Annotated in this window: 21 protein-coding genes and 1 tRNA gene; 6 read left to right on the top strand and 16 right to left on the bottom strand. The window is 39.3% G+C overall.

Annotated features, from left to right (window positions below; translation table 11 throughout):
* The first annotated feature begins 8 nt into the window (after positions 1-8).
* Positions 9-923, top strand: a complete 915-nt coding sequence (locus ABJH98_RS09815; protein WP_348307490.1) for a glutaminase — start codon at positions 9-11, stop codon at positions 921-923.
* Between the two features lie 418 nt (positions 924-1341).
* Here ABJH98_RS09815 and ABJH98_RS09810 read toward each other — a convergent pair whose 3' ends face one another.
* From ABJH98_RS09810 to ABJH98_RS09785, 6 genes are all read right to left on the bottom strand, one after another.
* On the bottom strand, positions 1342-2463 hold the full coding sequence (locus ABJH98_RS09810) for a C1 family peptidase (protein WP_348307489.1): 1122 nt from the start codon (positions 2461-2463) through the stop codon (positions 1342-1344).
* A gap of 92 nt (positions 2464-2555) precedes the next feature.
* Entirely contained in the window at positions 2556-3221 is a 666-nt protein-coding gene (locus tag ABJH98_RS09805; RefSeq protein ID WP_348307488.1) for a uracil-DNA glycosylase family protein, read from the bottom strand.
* A gap of 45 nt (positions 3222-3266) precedes the next feature.
* Positions 3267-3863 (bottom strand): bifunctional nuclease family protein, encoded by a 597-nt coding sequence (locus ABJH98_RS09800; RefSeq protein WP_348307487.1) that lies wholly within the window; start codon positions 3861-3863, stop codon positions 3267-3269.
* 7 nt (positions 3864-3870) lie between these two features.
* The gene (locus ABJH98_RS09795; protein WP_348307486.1) at positions 3871-4827 is read right to left on the bottom strand and encodes an electron transfer flavoprotein subunit alpha/FixB family protein; all 957 of its coding nucleotides are present in this window, start codon (positions 4825-4827) and stop codon (positions 3871-3873) included.
* Between the two features lie 26 nt (positions 4828-4853).
* Positions 4854-5591 carry an electron transfer flavoprotein subunit beta/FixA family protein gene (locus tag ABJH98_RS09790; RefSeq protein ID WP_348307485.1) on the bottom strand — a complete coding sequence of 246 codons (738 nt, stop codon included), beginning with the start codon at positions 5589-5591 and terminating at the stop codon, positions 4854-4856.
* A gap of 216 nt (positions 5592-5807) precedes the next feature.
* The gene (locus tag ABJH98_RS09785) at positions 5808-6344 is read right to left on the bottom strand and encodes a DUF3347 domain-containing protein (protein WP_348307484.1); all 537 of its coding nucleotides are present in this window, start codon (positions 6342-6344) and stop codon (positions 5808-5810) included.
* A 202-nt stretch (positions 6345-6546) separates the two neighbouring features.
* Here ABJH98_RS09785 and ABJH98_RS09780 point away from each other — a divergent pair, with 202 nt between their 5' ends.
* Positions 6547-6786, top strand: a complete 240-nt coding sequence (locus ABJH98_RS09780; RefSeq protein WP_348307483.1) for a hypothetical protein — start codon at positions 6547-6549, stop codon at positions 6784-6786.
* 111 nt (positions 6787-6897) lie between these two features.
* Here ABJH98_RS09780 and ABJH98_RS09775 read toward each other — a convergent pair whose 3' ends face one another.
* A complete protein-coding gene (locus ABJH98_RS09775; protein ID WP_348307482.1) occupies positions 6898-7389 on the bottom strand; it encodes a glycine zipper domain-containing protein in 492 nt (163 codons plus the stop codon).
* Between the two features lie 4 nt (positions 7390-7393).
* Positions 7394-7894, bottom strand: a complete 501-nt coding sequence (locus ABJH98_RS09770) for a hypothetical protein (RefSeq protein ID WP_348307481.1) — start codon at positions 7892-7894, stop codon at positions 7394-7396.
* Between the two features lie 420 nt (positions 7895-8314).
* Here ABJH98_RS09770 and ABJH98_RS09765 point away from each other — a divergent pair, with 420 nt between their 5' ends.
* The gene (locus ABJH98_RS09765) at positions 8315-9049 is read left to right on the top strand and encodes a hypothetical protein (protein ID WP_348307480.1); all 735 of its coding nucleotides are present in this window, start codon (positions 8315-8317) and stop codon (positions 9047-9049) included.
* A gap of 11 nt (positions 9050-9060) precedes the next feature.
* Here the strand turns inward: ABJH98_RS09765 and ABJH98_RS09760 are convergent, their stop codons facing one another.
* Positions 9061-9741 (bottom strand): hypothetical protein, encoded by a 681-nt coding sequence (locus tag ABJH98_RS09760; RefSeq protein ID WP_348307479.1) that lies wholly within the window; start codon positions 9739-9741, stop codon positions 9061-9063.
* Positions 9742-10031: 290 nt separating this feature from the next.
* On the opposite strand from ABJH98_RS09760, the gene ABJH98_RS09755 reads away from it, so the two are divergent.
* Together ABJH98_RS09755 and ABJH98_RS09750 are read left to right on the top strand one after the other, a co-directional pair.
* Complete coding sequence (locus tag ABJH98_RS09755; protein ID WP_348307478.1) at positions 10032-10694, top strand: potassium channel family protein; 663 nt, start codon at positions 10032-10034, stop codon at positions 10692-10694.
* 16 nt (positions 10695-10710) lie between these two features.
* Positions 10711-11736: a trypsin-like peptidase domain-containing protein gene (locus ABJH98_RS09750; RefSeq protein WP_348307477.1), complete on the top strand. Its 1026-nt coding sequence runs from the start codon at positions 10711-10713 to the stop codon at positions 11734-11736.
* Here the strand turns inward: ABJH98_RS09750 and ABJH98_RS09745 are convergent.
* From ABJH98_RS09745 to ABJH98_RS09715, 7 genes are all read right to left on the bottom strand, one after another.
* Complete coding sequence (locus ABJH98_RS09745; RefSeq protein ID WP_348307476.1) at positions 11733-12455, bottom strand: DUF3307 domain-containing protein; 723 nt, start codon at positions 12453-12455, stop codon at positions 11733-11735. The genes ABJH98_RS09750 and ABJH98_RS09745 overlap by 4 nt on opposite strands.
* A complete protein-coding gene (locus tag ABJH98_RS09740; protein ID WP_348307475.1) occupies positions 12452-13054 on the bottom strand; it encodes a transcriptional regulator in 603 nt (200 codons plus the stop codon). The genes ABJH98_RS09745 and ABJH98_RS09740 overlap by 4 nt, the downstream gene beginning before the upstream one ends.
* Before the next feature lie 92 nt (positions 13055-13146).
* Positions 13147-15306: a DNA helicase RecQ gene (gene recQ, locus ABJH98_RS09735; RefSeq protein ID WP_348307474.1), complete on the bottom strand. Its 2160-nt coding sequence runs from the start codon at positions 15304-15306 to the stop codon at positions 13147-13149.
* A 120-nt stretch (positions 15307-15426) separates the two neighbouring features.
* Positions 15427-15500 (bottom strand) — tRNA-Thr (locus ABJH98_RS09730).
* A gap of 212 nt (positions 15501-15712) precedes the next feature.
* Positions 15713-17887, bottom strand: coding sequence for a DUF349 domain-containing protein (locus tag ABJH98_RS09725; RefSeq protein ID WP_348307473.1), 2175 nt, complete (start codon positions 17885-17887; stop codon positions 15713-15715).
* Between the two features lie 43 nt (positions 17888-17930).
* Positions 17931-18509: a YqgE/AlgH family protein gene (locus tag ABJH98_RS09720; protein WP_348307472.1), complete on the bottom strand. Its 579-nt coding sequence runs from the start codon at positions 18507-18509 to the stop codon at positions 17931-17933.
* Positions 18510-18521: 12 nt separating this feature from the next.
* Entirely contained in the window at positions 18522-19106 is a 585-nt protein-coding gene (locus tag ABJH98_RS09715) for a tRNA-(ms[2]io[6]A)-hydroxylase (RefSeq protein ID WP_348307471.1), read from the bottom strand.
* A 129-nt stretch (positions 19107-19235) separates the two neighbouring features.
* Here ABJH98_RS09715 and pdxH point away from each other — a divergent pair, with 129 nt between their 5' ends.
* Positions 19236-19883 (top strand): pyridoxamine 5'-phosphate oxidase, encoded by a 648-nt coding sequence (pdxH, locus tag ABJH98_RS09710; protein ID WP_348307470.1) that lies wholly within the window; start codon positions 19236-19238, stop codon positions 19881-19883.
* The last annotated feature ends 1 nt before the right edge of the window (position 19884 follow it).

Genomic DNA, 19884 nt, shown 5'->3' with positions numbered 1-19884 from the left:
TTTTGACTATGGATTATCAAAAAATACTTAGAGAAATAGAAGTAGAAATCAATGCTCTCCCAGATGATGGTACAGTAGCGAATTATATTCCAGAGTTGGCTAAGGTTAACCCAGATCGTTTTGGTATTCATTTGACAACCGTACGTAATGAACATTATGCTGTAGGGGATAGTGAAGTAAAATTCTCTATTCAAAGTATCTCTAAAGTTTTCAGTCTGGCCATGGCTTTTTCTCTTCTTGGTGAGAAACTTTGGAAACGAGTAGGCGTGGAGCCTTCTGGCAATCCATTCAATTCTATTGTGCAGTTGGAGTATGAGCATGGTATTCCAAGAAATCCGTTCGTGAATGCCGGTGCTTTGGTGGTGGTAGATGTGTTGCTTTCTGAACTAAAAGATCCAAAAGGTGATCTATTTGCCTTTGTACGATCGTTGACAGGTTCTAAAGATATTTCGTACAATCCTGTAGTTGCTCAGTCGGAAAAGGAAACAGGGCATCTGAATACGGCCTTTGTTCATATGATGAAAGCGAAGGGCAACATAGTAAATGACGCAGATGACATTTTGGAATTTTACTATAAGCAGTGTTCTATAGAAATGAATTGCAGAGAGCTAGCCGAGGCTTTTCTTCATTTTGGCGATAATGGACTAGCATATACCCATGCAGGTTTTAGTTTGACTATGAGTCAAGTCAAAAGATTAAATGCCTTGATGTTGTCTTGCGGGTTTTATGATGAATCGGGTCAGTTTGCCTTCAAGGTAGGGTTGGCAGGAAAGAGTGGAGTAGGGGGCGGGATAGCTGCCGTCTATCCAGAAGAATTTGCAGTGGCAGTTTGGAGCCCTAGATTAAATAAAAAGGGCAATTCGGTGCGAGGTTTTCATAGTCTCGAATTATTGACGACTAAATCTGAGTCGTCAATATTCTGACTACCTTTCTCTATAGCTAATAAAAAAGACCCTGCGGTCTTTTACAATTTCTTATGCTCAAACTAGGATCAAGTACAATGCTAATGGAATCGCTTTCATTAAAATAGTACCTACGATAATTGATCTTCTGACTAATTTCATAACTGTTCGGTTTAAGTATCTGACACAAATATGAATGATATGTTGCACAAAAGTAATTCGTAGAATTACCTAAAATATTTTATAGGTAATATTCCTAAATTGTATTATACTAATAGATTGTTGTGATTTATGTATTTAGATTGGATAATACCAATATCGCATCTTTAAATTGTAGTTGCAATCATTGCAGAATATAGTGATATCAATTGTACTATATGATGATTAGGTACAATGTAAATAAGTAATTGTACTATATTGATATTTAGTACAATTACTACTAATTCAATCCCAATTTTTTAGCAATATCCTTTGGAATAGCGTCTTTGTGAACAGTGATGCTGATGGTTTTGAGTCTCATGTATGATTCACTCATGTTGATAAATCCATCGTTTCCAATGCGATCTGGATTAGTACCCCAGCTATTCTTTACATTGTAATATTTGTTTCCTTTTTGGTCTTTTTTAAGGCCGGTAATGTGCATCAAGTGGTCATCTGTAGTGCTGAAATTTTCAAATTCGTCCTGGCGGTATTGCTGACTTACTTTTAGTTCTGGATAAAGCGCCTCCAAGGCTGTCTTGTTGTTTTGTTCATCTTCAGGGATAATGGCAAGTCCATGTTTTGCGGAGAACGTTGGCTCACTAGCATCACAATCAAATTCAACTGAAAATCCATTCTCTAAAGAATGATCTAGCGTTTTGATAAACTCGTCAAGAGGGAGGTTGTAGAAACTGCCATTGCTAAAATTGTCCGGGATATTTAATATAAATGGAGCGTAATATTCAGCATGGCTAAAAGAGGTAATCGACACATAGTCATCTGGATTAATTTGGGTCATTTCCAAAAAAGACTGTGGCGTGTATGACTTTCCGTCGTACGTAAATGTTTCAGGCGAATCTCCTAGATAAACATCTAAAACAGCGCCTACTGCTGGCTTCCATTTTTTGCTTAATTCTTTACCTGGATTATCTGCATAAGTATTAACCATAGACTCAAGAACTGCAACCATTTCAGCGTGATTGTGGGAATTGCTTTCATCACCCAAACCATTATAGACGTCATTAGGAACCAGTCCATTTTTTTTGATTGAATTTAAAACATCATGTGCCAATCCGCCTTCACTGAAATTAGCTAATCCTTGTCGCATCACGAAATTCTCAGCTTTATCCATATACGTTTGACGAACCGTATACATCTCTGATAGATCGATGGGCTTCCCTGTCAAACGAATAATTTCTGATTCGATAAAAGAAGAAGCCGAAAAGCTCCAACATGTACCAGTTCGTCCTTGACTAATTACTGGTGTAGCTTCCAAATCAATGACAGAAGTGAATTGATAGGCTTCTTGGGCATGCAATGAAAAAGTTGCTAGAAATGCAACCAGGGTGATAAACTTGCTCATAGTTGATTGAATTAATGTGTTCCAACTGCCAAGATATATAATCTTGGAAAGATCGAATCTAAAATTGGAATGAGTTTGACAAACGGTAAATATCAGCCCAGTTTTTGCAAATATTCGTCAATAAATTCCTGCTTCCTTTTTAGTCGATATTGCATCACCCAGCGAGGGTGAGGAACTGGGATGATATCCTCAAAGAATTGATGTTTGTCATTGAGTTGTTTTAGAAATTTTAGATTCTGGCCTTGCCCAATGCTGTAGGCAACCGATGTGTCAATGTTAAAAGTCAGTTGTGACTTGATCCACTGAATCATATCCTTTTCGAATACTTTTTGCCAATCCTTGAGGTCGTAATAGTTTAGGTTTTTCCCGTCCATGACGAAACCAAGAGGTGACATCCCAGTAATATAGAATTTGCTATAAAATGCATCTGGTCCTCCATAGTGATCAATCATCTCATAGATAAATCTAGAACTTAGTTCAGCTCTTTTGTTGAATGAGTTGGGTATCTCACATACTTCTTCGAGCAGCAAAGGATCTGTAAATGGAACTCCGGTAATACCACCACCAAACCGACCAGGATTGATGCCAAAGAGCATTCGCCTAGAGTTATTGTCCGAATAATACTTCTGATAAAATTGTGTGGTAGTTTCCCAACCATCGTCAGATTGGTATGGGTTCAAAGTTTTTACTTTCTTAGGAAGTTTTGCAGGGGCTGCGAGTGATTGATAAAACTCAAGAATTCGATCTGATACCAGCATTTAGTGCCAATTTTTCACTTTAGACTTTTCTACTTTAAACTAATATCAGTTCCTACGATTCAACTCATCGCGGAGCTGTGCAGCCTTTTCATAGTCTTCTTCAGCTAGCGCTTTATCCAAAAGTCGGTTCAACTCTTCTACTGAGTGTTTTTTAATTCCTTTACTTTTTGACTCCTTTTTAGGGTCATCTTCAGGAGAGGAAAGTGTATCCAGCTCTTCTTCGAATTCGTCTGTTACTACAATTCCAGCTTCTTCCATGACCGCAGCATTTGTATAGATTTCTGCTTCGAAGCGAATACCAATGGCTATTGCATCAGATGGGCGAGCATCAATTTCTACTTTTTTACCATTGCCGTCTACACACACGATTTTGGCAAAGAAAACTCCTTCTTTCAGATCAGAAATAAGAATTTCTTTGATGTCAATCTCGAAGTGACCGGCGAATGACTTAAATAAATCATGGGTCATGGGCCGGTTAGGCGTAATCTTCTCGATTTCAATGGCAATGGCTTGCGCCTCAAACATGCCAATGATAATAGGTAGTCTTCGACCACCTTCCGATTCGCCTAACACAAGCGCAAATGAGCCCGATTGTGCATGGCTGGAGGATAATCCTATTATGTCTAGTTTTATTTTCTCCAACTGCCTACTAATTGTTTAATGCCTTGATAGCTTCTGTTAATTTAGGTACTACTTCAAAAGCATCTCCTACGATACCGTAATCTGCTGCTTTGAAAAATGGTGCTTCTGGATCTTTGTTGATTACCACGATAAACTTCGAAGAATTGACACCAGCCAAATGCTGAATGGCTCCTGAAATTCCCACAGCGATATATAAGGTAGGAGCCACTTTGATTCCAGTTTGTCCTACGTGCTCGTGATGGGGTCTCCAGTCCATATCCGAAACGGGTTTGCTACATCCTGTAGCAGCACCCAAAGTTTTTGCCAGATCCTCAATCATTCCCCAGTTTTCCGGGCCTTTCAAACCTCTACCGCCTGAAACGACCAAGTCAGCTTCTGGGAGTAAAATATCTCCTGTTGCTTTCTCTTGGGAAGTAACATTTACTTTAAAATCTGCATCATCAGCGCTTACGTTAAACGCTTCAACAGCTGCATCAGCGCCATCTTCTTTGATGATGGCTGCGTTCTTTTTAATGCCAATAATTCTCTTTCCTTCAGTCAGGTTAACATTCGCAAAAGCTTTACCTGTGTAGATGCTTCTCTTTACAGTGAAACCGTTTGAAGTGTCAGGCAATTCTGTCACGTTAGTGGCGAGTGAAGCACCAATTTTGATAGCTAATCTTGCAGAAACTGGATCTCCTAAAGATGATTTTGCTAAGACCACTGTTTCAGCTCCAATGCTTTCTACCGCAGCTGCAAGTGCTGAAGCGTAAGCTTGAATATTTCCTTGTTTATATTTTTCGTCTGCAACGTGTAGTACTTTTGTTGCGCCTGCTTTTCCAGCGGCAGCTAGGGCTTCGCTACTAGCTTCTCCAAATGCAATGGCAGTGACATCACCACCGATTCCTGCGGCATAGCTTACCGCTTCCAATGACGATTTTTTGATTTCGCCTTCTGATATTTCTATGAATACTAATATGGACATTTCTTTATTTTTAAGGGCTTGATAAATTAGAGTACTTTGGCTTCGCTTTTCAACAAATCAACCAATTCTGATACGTTGTCCGCATCGATCATTTTCACAGCTCCTTTAGCTGGAGGCATTTCGTAAGTACTCAATTGAGTTCTAACCGTATCGTCTGCAGGTTCTACTACATTCAAAGGTTTAGTTCTTGCAGTCATGATTCCTCTCATGTTAGGAATCTTCCATTCTGCGATTGGTTCCTGACAACCCAATACCAACGGCAAATCAGCCTCTAAATATTCTTTACCACCTTCGATCTCTCTTGTCATCTTGGCTGTACTGCCTTCGATGTCCAAAGTCATCACAGGAGATAGGGAAGGCATGCCTAGTAATTCACCTACCATACTATGTACTACACCGCTGTTGAAGTCGATAGATTCTCTACCCATCAAGATCAGGTCGTATCCACCTTCTTTTGCTGCATTGGCAATTTGGTTGGCTACGAAAAACGAATCTTTTGGAAATGCATTCACGCGAATAGCGTCATCAGCACCAATGGCTAATGCTTTTCTCAAAGTGGGTTCAGTTTCGGCTTCTCCTACGTTCAATACTGTGATACTTCCTCCAGTTTGCTCTTTGAGCTCCACGGCTCTAGCCAAAGCATAATCGTCGTAAGGTCCAATGATATACTGAACACCAGTCTGATCAAACTTGGTATTGCCATCCGTAAAGGCAATTTTGGAAGTCGTGTCTGGAACATGCGTAATACAAACAAGAATCTTCATGTGCTTATTTATTATTTAATGTTGCTATTTAATCTATTAAATTCTGAGTCCAATTGCGAATTTTACTTCAGTAAAATCCAAGGCTCAACGAGCCACGAATATAGCAAAAACAGGTGCAAGATCATGGGAGAGCCTAAATATTAATTGAGGAATTGAAATTGAAATTGGAAAAGCGTCATATCTCACACCGCTTCGACATGACGAAGAATGCAATATTTATTTTATCGTCTTCTTTACCACTCCGCATTTCAACATTTTGTCTCCGAAATATGGGTTCTTGATTTCTTTGGTGGTGCTGAACCAGGAAGCGCCTGCGTTGTCTAGTGCCATTGGGCAGAAGCACTTATTGATTTCTCCTGACTCTACAGCACCTTCAAAGACACTTTCCATAGAGTTATTGAGTTCAGAAAATACGGCTCTGGCGGTTTCAATTTCACTTGCATTCATGATACCATCCGCAATGCTGGCTTGTTGCCAGGTGCTTTCATCTTCTTTCAGCGCTTCACTCAATTCTGCCGCAAAAGTTTTAGCTGTTTCGAAATCTGTAGCTACTAATGCGTCACGTAGTTTTTCGTAAGCCCCATAGATAGTTTGGATGCCTTTACTTTTGAACTTAACACCTTCCGTAGCCGTACTATCTGCAGTTTCTGCTATAGCTTCAACTGGTTCTGGAGTAGCTTCTGTATTTGATTTTGGGTTGCTGCTGCAAGCGGATAAAAAAAGGCTCGCTATAATTATATAGGAATATTTCATTGCTTTAATTTAAATAAGTGGATTATACTGGGTATAAAATTAGCCGATATCAATTCAATATTATAGAAAGAAATAAATAATTTGCGAGTTGCAAAGAAAGGGACAAAGAACTGTAGTCCAATCAGAGTTACTCATAGAGAACTCTGGCGAATGTTGACTCAGAGTCCCTTGCAGGTGACTCTGAGAGAAAAAGAAGAATTAGATGTTTGGATTATTCAAAAAGAAGAAAAAAGAGAAGCAAGCTCCACAGTTATTAGATATCAATGGTGAGTTGTTGGAAGAGGGAGATAAAGTAGAAGTGCTCAGGTATGAGCTGGGAGCATGCACACTTATTCTTGATGGTTTGCATTACTACTACGAATCTACTTCAGGAGAAAAGGTGAGCTACGCTAAAATGATAGATGCAAGCACTGAACAGCAGAAGGTGAGGAAGATTGGGTAGTGTATTATTCAGAATAAAAATATAAAGATTCACCGTTTTAAGGAAATAAAGCGTAAGACACAAAAAAAGGGTTGCAATTACTTACAACCCTTTCCAAAAAGTTTTTAGAATTTATTGAACGGTATAGCCCTTGGCTGTCATACAGGCTGTAAAGGCCTTTTTGAAATCATTCATCATTTCTTCTTCAGTGGCTTGGGCAACTGCTTGGTTTTGTTCAGCTTCTTTGTACTCACTGTACTTACGTGCTCTGCGCCCACGCAGACCACCTACTACTGCGCCTATTGCAGCGCCTTTGCCAGCGTCACCTGCTATGGCACCAATGGCAGCACCCGCTGCAGCACCACCTGCTGCGCCTACTACAGCAGAACCATCAGGTCCTGTTTCTACTTTCTCAGCTTCAACTTTGGGAGGGTCTAATGGGTTAATCCCAGTTTCTTTCATCGCCCACTTATAGCATTCATATTCTTCGTTGTTCTGAGTTGCTTGATCTTGATCCTTGGCCGGAAATACAAAAAGCCCCAAACCTTTAGCTAAGTTCTGGTCAGATTGTGCGAACGCATTCAATCCAAACAGTATAAAAATTAGAGTTAAAATATTCTTCATCTGATTATTGATTTAAATCGTTGAGGTCTATGAATACATAATCGAGTTGCTCTAGGGCATCAGCTTCATTGTAAAAAGTGAAACTATTGATGATTTTTCCATTTTCTATCTTGTAGGAAGTGTTTGCCAATAGTTCAACTGATTTACCATTTTTGTAATTGACAGAGAGCAACGCGAAATTAGAAACCCATTCTCCAGGATAGTCTCCGCCAGCAACGGTAATAGGAAAAACTCTGGACTTCGTGTATTTGATAGACTCGTACAATTCTTCGCTATTGACTTTCCAGGCTGCTAGTGCGAGTTCTTTTGTCGTGGTGTCAGAGACCGATGGACCGATACCAACATAGTTGTCAGCAAGTAATGATTCCATAGTGTCGTAATCATTATTCTCCACTGATGAGATATAAGATTCGATGAGTTTGATGTTCGCTTCTTGAGTGGCCGATGAGGAATCACACCCCATAAGAAATCCGACTGCCAAAGCGAGGATTGATATTTTTTTCATTGGTAGATTTAATTTTTACTGTAAAATATAAATTTATGTAATCGATAGGAAGTTGTTTATAATTTTTTGTCGTTTCAAATTCTCTTGATCTTCAAGCAGCAATCTAAAATCACATAAAAATGGTCGTCTTCAACTCACTTCACTTTAACCGACTTCCCAGCGCTCAACAATAAATCAGCAGTCTTAAAGTAAGCTTTGTAATAAGTGAAAAGTAGTTGGATAGTCTATAATTCTGATGCTATCAGACTACTAAAGTATTGATTATTAGATTTTTACAGCAAATTTATGTATATTTTACTTAGGAATATGATTGTAACTGGAAATGACGAATAACTGATGAAGGTCAGTTTTTGGTGAAGTTTTTCTCATTTGAGTTTCGCTCAATCGTTTGTTAATTTATGTTTATCAAATAATCTAATCATGAAAAACAATTATTCAGAATTTATCATCAATTGGCAAGAAGGAGCCGAAGTATGGGCTTTGCTGTTTTTATTTATTGCCTTCAATATTTTTCTTTTCTATGTGATAGGCCTTCTAATCGGGAAAAATAGAACGAAGGTTTACAACTATGTCAGTTCACATGAGATCCCTGCATTTTTAAATGTGATGATCTTCGTATCTATTAGTTTGGCTCTTTTTATGAATAGTTTGTTTATTGGACAATACAAAACAGTAAATAACTTCGAGCTAGTCGTACAATCTGCTGGTTCTTTAGTGATAGGAGCCATGTTTTGGTACATCACAAGAGTAGTTATTAGGATTTATTATCCCTATTATCTCGCCAAACATTTAGCTAATATCAGATTCAAGAAAATGATCGCTCCATGGAATGGTAATGAAATGAAGTTGATGAATGAGGATGAGGAAGACGTCCACCTGACAGAGGAACAAATAGCTCATGAGGAAATTTTCGCTTATGACTATGACGTATGGGTAGATGAAAAAACAGGGAGAAAAATCATCGAAAAATACGATGTACATCATACTAGTTTGATCTGCGAGAAGTGTAGATTCAGAACACTTCATGAAATAAAAGAGGAAATTATTGATGAACCTACCCGATCAAAGGAGGGCAGACTTATCAAACATTACAGATGTGACAACTGTGGGCACAATGAAAATATCGAAAAGCACATTGCTGTCCTTGAGGAATAGTGACTAGAGATTTATCTCTCCAAAATTACCTGATCCTCAACTAGTGCATTAATAATCACGTGTGCATAATTGTCTATTTCGATGGCGACATCAGTTTTCTTTTCCAGATCATACTTGAAATGGGAAATCCAAACAAGTCCGTTGCCATCAAATTCATTATAGTCCATGAGGTAATAAAAATTAGCCTCTAAAATGGAGTATTTATGATGGCTGTGATCGACATCTGACTGCAGGTGATCATATCTCGCTTCAAAATATTGACCAAATTTGTAGATTCCTTCTGCATGATTGGCCAATTCTTCATCAGTGATGTCATCATCATCTTGAGAAATATTTTCAACACTGGAAACAGCAAGTACCCCATCAAATCCCTGCGAATACAGGTCTATTTTTATGTCTGTCCGGTTAACATCATTGCCTTCAGGTTCGTGATCGAATATGGTGTAACCAGCCACCGCAGGTACGCCCTTCTTTTTTAGGTATTTGACTGCGTCGTTTTCAAAAGCCTTTTTATTTTTAAGGTTTTTGGACATTCCGAATACAGCTACCTTTCTATAATTTCTGGGTTCGTAATTTGCATTTTCCCAGACCGCATCGAGTACCAATGGGTGCGTGGTAGCACAGTTGTTTAGTGTGATTGTAAATAAAACGGAATAAAATATAATGAACAGCTGGTGGCTATGATGTTTCATCGAGTTTAGCATGTTAATTTGGTAGAGCAATAATAATATATTACTGTAATTATTTCAGTTGAAGGAATATTTAAAAAAGGATGTGTTTATCTTTCAACTGTAAAACGTTTTTTGATTCATATTAAAATGTAACCTAATTAATTTTTATGTGGATCAATTATTTAATTTTTTCATCGCCGTTAGTTTTTTCTATTGGGTCGAAGATGAAAAATTAAAATTCAAGTCTTAGTTAATTCCAGTCATTTGAGCAGTGTATGGTCAGTATTAACTGGATAAATATGTAAGTTTAGATGCCATTTTTTGAGAATAAAATAAGAGAATCCATAGTAATCCAATATAAGTATCAAATTCTATTTTTGATCATGCTGGTGAATATTCTACTGCCTGGTTTTTTTCCGGAAGAAATTAGATCTGCATTTATTTTGCCTGCTTTAAATGTCATGTTGTTGGGTGCCTGTTTTATTGTGATTCAGCGACTTAGAAGAACTGCGCTTTATATTTTTATATTCGGCATATTGGGCGTTGTTTTTAATTGGTATGAAGGATATGCTGGATTAATTGGTTTGGTTGTTTTTTCCATGTTTATTGGAATAGTTTCGTTTGAACTATTTTCTGATTTAGTATCAAAAAAAAACATAGGTATCAGTGAGATTTTTGGAGCCTTTGATGGCTATATGCTTATCGGTTACATAGGCGCACTATTATCATTGGCCATTCATTTCCTGGATCCAGGAGCCTATACAAATGTTGCCGAAGGACGAGAAGGGTCCCAGGATTTACTCTATTTCAGTTATATCACCATGCTCACTATAGGATATGGAGACATCGCACCTCTAATATCTGCATCGAAAGGACTTTCGATCGTCATGGGCCTTGTTGGGCAGTTCTATCTAGTAGTAGTGATTGCCACCTTCGTGGGAAAATTTTTAAGAGATTCAGATAACAAGTCATAATTTTTATTAGCAAAGCATGAAAAAATCAACACTCTTTTTAGCGGTTTTTCTTTTGATAAACTTCAAATCAAATGCCCAATCACTTAGTGATTTGTATGCCACACTCTCAAAATCTGTGGTAAAAATTATCATTGAAGGAAAGGATTTTAGTGTTAAAGAAGGTCAGATGGTGACCAATCAAGGAATAGGATCTGGAGTCTTGATAGATGCAGATGGTTTAGTTTTAACTGCATCACATGTAGTTCAAACCGCAGAGAATATTAAGGTGCAGTTTAGCGATGGAGAAACTATTCCTGCAAAAGTAGTGAGCTCTGCGCCGTTTGCGGATGTGGCAGCCATCAAATTGTCTTGGGCACCAAAAGATAAAGTGGTAGCCAAATTGGGGGATTCTGATAAAGTAAGAGTCGGTGATGAAATATTTATGGTTGGATCGCCTTATGGGCTTGATTTTAGTCTTTCGGTGGGTTATATAAGTGGGAGGCATACTAAAAGGCGCTTTGCAAACGGAGCTCATGTTATTGAGTTTTTTCAAACGGATGCTTCCATTAATCATGGAAATTCTGGAGGACCTATGTTTAACATGAAAGGGGAAGTGGTAGGTTTAGCGAGCTATATCTTGTCAGAATCCGGTGGATTTCAGGGATTAGGTTTTGCTGCGACATCCAATGTATGTAAAGAACTCTTATTGGACGAAGTAACGCCTTGGACCGGAATGGAAGCGGTACTCGTTGGTGGAGAGTTGGGCAGTGCACTCAATATTCCTCAAAACATTGGTTTATTGGTGCAGAAGGTTACACTCTTTTCTCCAATTGGGGCATTAGGTATAGAAGGTGGAACCATTCCTATGGAATACAATGGTGAGACGATCCTAATTGGTGGGGATATAATTCTGGCAGTAGATGGTACGCCTATAACGACAGAAGCAGGAATTGAAAAAATAGCTGGTGAATTTGCCAAGCTAGAAAAAGGTGATTCGTTTACACTTATCGTTTGGAGAGACGGGAAAAAGCACAAACTGAAAGGAACAGTAGGGGGAATTTAATTGCTGATCACTTCAGAAAAGTAATTGTAGCCTAATCCACACAGGATAGCCAATCCAAAACTTAATAGTGTACCGATCAGGATGTATTCGGTGAGTTTTCTGTCTTTGGCTTTGGATAAGTCTCCGAACCTAAAAACAGACTTGGCAGCAAGTAAGAAACCAATGGCTTGCCATTGACCCAGTGCAATAAAACCAAAAACAAAAAGACGCTCTAGGATGCCAATGTATTTACCAGCGTGCTCCAGAGAGGCACTGTTGATATCTTCTTCTAGTTCCCATTTGGTTATGATCACCTTCATCAAAATCGAAGAGACTACTGTTGTGGTGAGTAGAGCAATGACAGTTAAGAGTACTTGATTGCTCATCACATTTGTAGCAGCCAGACTATAAGGCTCATATAAATATACCACCCATGCAATCACCAATAGGTGCGCCAATTGGTCTACAAAAAAGAGAAGTCGTTTATTTGAGGGGTTTTGTAGATTGATTTTAATCAAGTCTATGATGAAATGAGAAACGATGATAATGAGTAATCCTTTCCAATAGGATAAATTAAACTGCAAAAGCAAGAGCGTGGCTAGTGCATGAATTAGTAAATGTGCCAGCATATACTTTGATTTATGCTTCTTCTCTTCTTTGTCTTTGATCCAATGGTCGGGTTGGATCAAAAAGTCTCCGATAAGGTGTGCCAAAAGGAGTTTTAGTGTCAATGAAATCATAGGTTGGTTATTAATTCACGGTATCTTTTTTCTAGTCGCATGATGTCGTCAAATCCAGCGCGGTTCAGACTTTGACTGATCGTACCTTGGCTTTTCCCGAGGTGCTTGGCTAACTTTTGTTGTTTCCAATCTGGATGTTCTATCGAAGCCTGAATGTACTGAGCAGCATTCACAGGCCAGTTATTCATGGTAAGCAAAGCAAGGTCTATGGCGAGCTTCATTTGCTCATTGAGAGGGGTCGAAGGAGTGATAAGTGCTATTGTCCTTTTATTGTTCAGTTGATCAAAGGCTCGACCGGAATTAACAAAAGCTTCTCCGTTGGATTCGGTAATCTTTGCCGTGGCATGTTCTTTTTTACCCACACCAATTCCCATTCGAATATCGAGCGATGTCATTTGTTTGATGGTTGCTTTAAGATGAATGGCGGCTTTTAGTGCCTGGACTGGTTCGATCTCCAGCTGAAAGCTGTCACCTCGGTAGATCTCCCAAATTTTAGGAGTTTCGCCGTATTTATTCAGTGTACTTTTCAGTACTGGTAGCCAGATTTTGCTATCTACCTGCCTCGAGTTGATGATATCTCCTGTAACAATGCTTGTCATGATGGGTAAATATCGGCTTTATTGCCAATAAATACAAATATTGGTATATTTGCCAATAATAAATATTATCGGCTTTACTACCAATATGGTCGTCACGTCCTTTCCGTTTTTGTTTGTCTTTTGTAAACGGCCATGGCCAGTCTAAGCTGATCGTACGGGATCTTCTCTTCGAAAAAATCAAATAGTGGTCTGAGTTGCTCGGTTTGACCAATTTCCTCTATGCCAGTGATAATTTTTTCTAGTTTGTCTTCAGTTATGTATTGAGAGATGTCGACATCACGTCCTTGCTCATAGAGCGTAGCAATATGTGAAAAGATGGTCACCTTATTAAGATTACGTTTAGTCGCAATCTCTTGAGGCGTTAGACCTTCTTTCAGTAATTCGTAAGTTACTAAATGAGTGGCACCTTTGATTTTCTCTCCTTCCAAAGTTTTCTCCTTAATGAAAGTCACGATTTCATGTATGAACTCACGGCCATACTGATCGGCTTTGCGTTGCCCGATGCCTGAGATATTGAGTAACTCATCGTCTGTGGTTGGCTTGTGAGTAGAAAGCTCTTGGAGTGTAGAGTCACTAAAAACCACATAAGCGGGCACGCCTTGTGATTCGGCTATTTGCTTTCGCAAAGTCCTTAATCGTTCAAAAAGAGCGTTGGTTTGTTGTGCTTTCTTGGTCGGTTGAGCAGGAGTGAGTCGTTGCTTTCGTTGCTCTTGTGTTTCTGGCTTGCTGATTTTTACTTCAATTTCACTATAGAGTGCTTTCTTTCCTAAGTCTGTTATTCTCAGTATGTTGTGTTGGTCAAAGGCAATCTCCAATAATCCCAGGTTGAGAAATTGTCCAATGTAGTGTTGCCAATCTACATAACTGTGTGCTTTGCCGACTCCGTAAGTTTTGATGTTTTGGTAGCCGAGTTGGAACAAGTCATTTCTGCCAGAACCGCGCAGGATATCAATAAGCATCCGAGTGCCTACTTTTTGCTGCGTACGAGCCACAGCTGACAGTGCCATTTGGGCTAGCTTTAGTCCATCTATAAACTCCGGTGGGTTTTTACAAATGTCGCAGTTGCCACAGTCCTTCTCCAGTTGTTCACCAAAATAGCTAAGTAGGAGTTTGCGCCGGCAGGAGGTGGCTTCCGCAAACTGTTGCATACGCTGTAGTTTAGCTTCCAGTAGTTGTTTCTGTTCGCCTTCTTCAATGAATTGCTTGAGCTGCATGACGTCACTATAGCTATAGAATAGTAGGGTTTTGGATGCTACGCCATCACGACCAGCCCGACCAATTTCCTGATAGTAGCTTTCCAGGTTTTTTGGCAGATTGTGATGAATGACCCATCGTACGTTGGACTTGTCTATGCCCATGCCAAAGGCGATGGTAGCACAGACGACTTTTAAATCATCTTTTGTAAAACGCTCTTGTACTTTGTCCTTGACCTGAGGGTCCATGCCGGCATGATAGAAATCAGCATCAATGCCTTGTTTCTGTAGTTTCTGGGCAAGAGATTCTGTGCTTTTTCGTGATAGGCAATAGATGATGCCAGATTCCTCTGGCTGGCTATTTATCCAATCAGTAATGGCCTCAACTCTTTTCTGCGCTGGCCTTACAGCCAAACTCAGGTTGGGTCTGTCAAATGAGGAAAGAAAGGTTTTAGCTTTTGTAATATTAAGTTGGCTCAGAATATCATTTCTAGTGGCTTTGTCAGCCGTAGCGGTTAGGGCCATGATAGGTGTTTCCGGGAATTGCTCTTTTAAAAATTTGAGTTTAGTATACTCCGGTCTGAAGTCGTGTCCCCATTGTGAGATACAGTGTGCTTCATCCACTGCGATTAAATTGAGCGTGCTTGATTTCAATACATTGAAAAAGTCCCGAGTCATGAGCTTCTCGGGAGAGACATAAAGCAATTTGACCTGACCTGCCATAAAATCTTCTTCGACTTGACGTTGCTCGGAAGCACTAATCGAGCTATTGAGAAAAGCTGCAGAGACGCCGTTTTGTTTCAAGGCTTCGACCTGGTCTTTCATCAAAGAAATAAGCGGTGAGATGACTAGGCAGGCTCCGTCTTTAACCAAGGCTGGAATTTGATAGCAGAGAGACTTTCCGCCTCCTGTAGGCATGATGACCAGTGCATCCTTGTCTGTAAGTGCTTGTGTTATTGCATGTTCCTGTTGTAGTCTGAATTGGTCGTATCCAAAGGTGTTTTTTAGAATTTCTTGGGCATGCTTTAAAGTCCCAATGTCTGGTGAGGCGGTTTTCATAAATGTAAAATTCGAATAAATGATCTCTCAGAAATGCAATTCAAAGGTAGTGAAAAATAGAGAGTTATTTAGAGAGTATAAAAAAAGCAGCTACTTTTTCAAGTGCTGCTTTTGTCTAAGAGCCCCCAGTCGGATTCGAACCAACGACCTACTGATTACAAGTCAGTTGCTCTGGCCAACTGAGCTATGGAGGCAATAATTTCTTCTTGCTTTACTCTCATTCGTGAGAGATTCAAAGTTAGTTGTTCTGGTCGAATCGTCGAACCGTAACTAAGCGATGGAAGCAATATTTTTTTAAACTTCACTAGCCCTTTTGGCTAATTGCGAGTGCAAAAGTAAAGCAGAATTTTTCTTCTGCAAGTTTCTCTATAATTTAATTTTAAAGTTTTTATTAAGACGCTGATTATCAATGTTCCGCGTAGGTAATCAACTTTAATTCTTCTTTTAGCTCTACCAATTCTTCCTCTGCTTTTTTGATTTTGTCCTCAAAATCTTTGAGCATTTCATTGGCAGTTTTTGAGCTAGCGAAAAAACTTAAATTATTCTTCCAAGTAGACACATCCTTCTCAATAGTTTGAATTTTTCTTTTGATAGAATGCTCCTTGCGCTGCAACTTATGATCCCCATGAGGGCCAGACTTGATTTTGTTTATTCTTACTAATGATTTCAACTCCGTTAATTCGTCCTCTTCAAAATCTTTGGCCTGTGCTATGATTTTATTGAGGGCTTCTTGATACCTGTTTTGGATGGCTTTGATTGTTTTCTTCGGTACAAAACCGATGGCATTGAAAGCATCCTGCAATTCATATACTTGCTCGGGGTGTAAATCTTCTGCTCCAGCGAGTGCTTCCAATGACGAACAGATATTTTCTTTCTTCTTCAGATTGTCGTCATATGACGACTCCATTTCTTTGTTGTGACCTCGTTTTTTGTTGAAAAACTCGTCACAGGCCGCTTTGAATTTTTTGTAAATTTTCTCACGTTCCTTGCCTGGTACGGGGCCAATTTCTTTCCACTCGCGCTGTAGTGTCTTGTATTCATTGGCTGTTTCTTCCCAGTTCTCATTGTTTTGTAATGAAACAGCTTTGTCTACCAGTTCTTGTTTCTTTTTTAGATTCTCATCACGTTGAGAATCTAGTGTTTTGAAGAAAGCAGACTTATTGTGAAAGAAGGATTTAAAACCTCCCCAGAATTTTTTGTTGACCGCTTTTGCCTGATCTTTAGGCATGGCACCTATAGCTTCCCATTCTTTCTGAATGGCTAGGAGCTCTTTGGTTTTAGCATTCCACTCTCCGATATTATCAGAAGTGAAGGCTACATATTCAGCAATTTTTTCTGCGATTTCAGTTTTCTTTTCGAAGTTCTCACCTAATTCTTCTTTGAGGTGAGAAACATAATCTTTGCGCTTCGCATAGACCAAATCGGATGCTGCCTTGAATCGCTGCCAAGTTTCTTCTTGTACTTCTTTTGGTATAGGACCTATGTGCTTATACTCCTCATGCAGCTCATTCAATCTTTTGATGGCTTCATTCAAGTTTTCTAGCGCATCCAGAGATTCTGCTTGTTTACAGAGATCCAACTTTGCTTCCAGATTTTTCTTCCGGTCTAGTTCTTTAAGTTCGAAGTATATACTTCTGTGATCGTAATACCGATCCATCAAGGCATTGTAGTTGGCCCATAAAGATCTGTTGTGCTGGTGATGTACAGGCCCTATGGCTTTCCATTCTTCCTGCATTTTCTTTAAAGCGTTGATGCTGGATGTGTTTTCATCATCATCTACGAAAACCCTTAATTTTTCCAACAAAGCATTTTTCAACTCAAGATTGCGCTCTTTTTGTTTTTCATGCTCTTTAGCATTCTTAGATTTCTTTTCTCTTAGAATTTTGTAATAGGCTTCGAATTTGATAGAGAACTCATCGAGCTTGTATTGAAAGTCGTCCTTTGATCCGCCATCTGCTTCAAATTTCTTCAACGCTTCACTTCTTTCCACTTGAAAGATTTCGTCGTAAGCCTTTTTAATATTGCTTATTTTTTTGCCTTTTTTATATCCATTTTCATCATTGGACAAATCGGCAAGTGCTTTAGTTAAGTCTTCTTTACTAAAAGTAGTGTAGTCGATTTCCTCTTCAGATTCTTCTTCTTTTTCTTCTACTGCTTTAGTTTCAGTTGGAGGAGTATCGTCTGTTTTCTCTTCTTTAGCAGGTGCTTCTGATTTTGGAGTCTCTTCTTTGGTATCAGCTACAGGAGTTTCCTCCTTGGACGCTTCGGTAGGAGTCTCTTCGACTTTTTCTGTTGGTTTAATTTCAACTGCTTCTGGTTGATCAGTAGTTTCTTCAGGAATGGCTTCTGTCTCTTCCGTAATAGGTATTTCCTCCACGGTTTCGACCTCAGGAGAGGTGACCTCTGGTGTCGGTTCTTCGGCTGCTACAGGAGCCTCAGGTGCTACTTCTTTTTCAGTGGAATCGGAGGTGGAATTCGTTGTATTTTCATTCTCATTTGTTAATTCAGGGTTTTCCTGAACAGCCCCCGGATTCTTTGATTTGTCATCAGTTGATCCAGTCATTTCATTCTCGTTAATCATAAATCTTTTTCTCTACCTTGCAATTTAGGCAATTTTTATGGCATTAGTTCATATTAGGATCCGCAGGGTAGTTGGCAAACATTTTGAATTTTCCTCCCAAACTTTCTAACACTTCCTTCCATAACATTGACTCTTCTATATCAAAAACACGTTGAGCCGAGATACCCTTACATACGATCCATGACTTTGCCTCCAGTTCTTCCTCCAGCTGTCCTGCAGCCCATCCTGAGTACCCAAGAAAAAATCGAAAGTCTCTAGGATTCAATTGTTTGAGGTCTATATAAGACAGCAGCTTGTCATAATCTCCACCCCAATAGATGCCACCACCAACGTCTTTACCTTCAGGCATTAAATCTGGCGCGCGATGGATGAAATGTAGAGTGTCTTGTTGTACAGGGCCACCTATGAAGAGCTTTTCGCCAAAATCATTGACCTGATCTATGACTTCGTCAAACAGGGCTGTAGTTGGTTTATTCAAAACGTATCCGAACGTTCCATTTTCGTCATGCTCGCAGATAAGAACTACAGTGCGTTCAAAGTTTGGGTCTGGCAAATAGGGTTCAGAGATTAATACATCGCCCCGTTGAGGGTTGAATTTCTGCTTTGAATGAAAGTAATCCATAGGCTATTTAATTTAATGTAATCTTGGAGATAGCGGCATAGCTTCCATGATTTTGCCTTCTATCTCATTCATTTCTTTTACTCTTTTGTAGACATCGTTCTCATCAAAATAGATCAAAGCCATTTTTACAAAAACTTCACCATGCTTGGCTTCAGAAGCCCAAAGGTCTTGATAAAACTCTTTGAGTTTGCCTTTGGGTAAATTTTCGTAAACGAGTCTGAATCGTTCTGCACCTCTGTTTTCTACAATAGAGGCCAGCAACAGACGATCCATGAATCTTTCTTCACGTCCACTTCTGCAAGATTGGATTAGCTGCTTAACGTATTTATCTTCTCGAATCTCATGATTCAGTTTGATGCCTTTTTCTTGCATGATCTGATAGACCGAACGAAAGTGCTCTAATTCTTCTACTGCGGTGTCGATCAGCTCAGGGATAATTTCTAATCGGTCAGGAAATTTAGCGACAAAGCTCATTGCCATTGAGGAGGCTTTGCGTTCGCAGTCGGCATGGTCTTGTAAAAAAGAATCGAAATCATTCATCACAGTTTCAACCCATTCGGGTGAACTGTCGTAGCATAAGGGAACTCGTAACTGCATATTTTAAGATAGTGAAATAAGTTTAAAGTCTAAAGTTTCAAGTTTAACATCTAAAGTCTAAAATCTATCATCTAAAGTCTAACATTTAGTGATATTTGTAATAAGTACAATAAATAATCAACTGTAAGGATGGCGAAAGAATTTTTACCCGGGATGAGAAAGGATTATGGAAAGGACTCTTTGACCAAGCAAAGTGTGCACCCAGATCCGATGATGCAATTTGAAAATTGGTTCAAAGACGCTATGAAGTCTGATGGTGATGAAGCCAATGTATTGACACTTTCTACCCTTGGTGAAGATCAAATTCCTGAAGGGCGTATCGTTTTGTTGAAGTTCTATGCAGAGGATGGTTTTACTTTTTACACCAATTATACCAGCAACAAAGCCAAACAATTGGAAAAACACCCTTTTGCGTCGATGACTTTCCATTGGAAATCTCAGGAAAGACAGGTAAGAATCAAAGGCAGTATTTCTAAAGTACCTGCGGAAATTTCAGATGCATACTTTAGTGAACGCCCTTATGGCAGTCGTATTGGGGCATGGGCCTCTCCACAAAGTCAAGAAATCCCGAATCGAGATTTTCTTGAAGATCGTGTAGAAGAGATTCAAAACAAGTTTGAAAATCAGCATGACATTCCACGTCCTGAATTTTGGGGTGGCTATTTATTGACACCTGTCAAAATCGAATTCTGGCAGGGGCGTCCAAGTCGTTTGCATGATCGAATCATCTATGACCTGGCGGATGGACAATGGGTGACCAAAAGATTGGCACCATAAG

Source organism: Reichenbachiella sp., assembly GCF_039969095.1.
Lineage (GTDB): Bacteria > Bacteroidota > Bacteroidia > Cytophagales > Cyclobacteriaceae > Reichenbachiella.
This window is presented reverse-complemented; position numbering and strand designations above follow the sequence as displayed.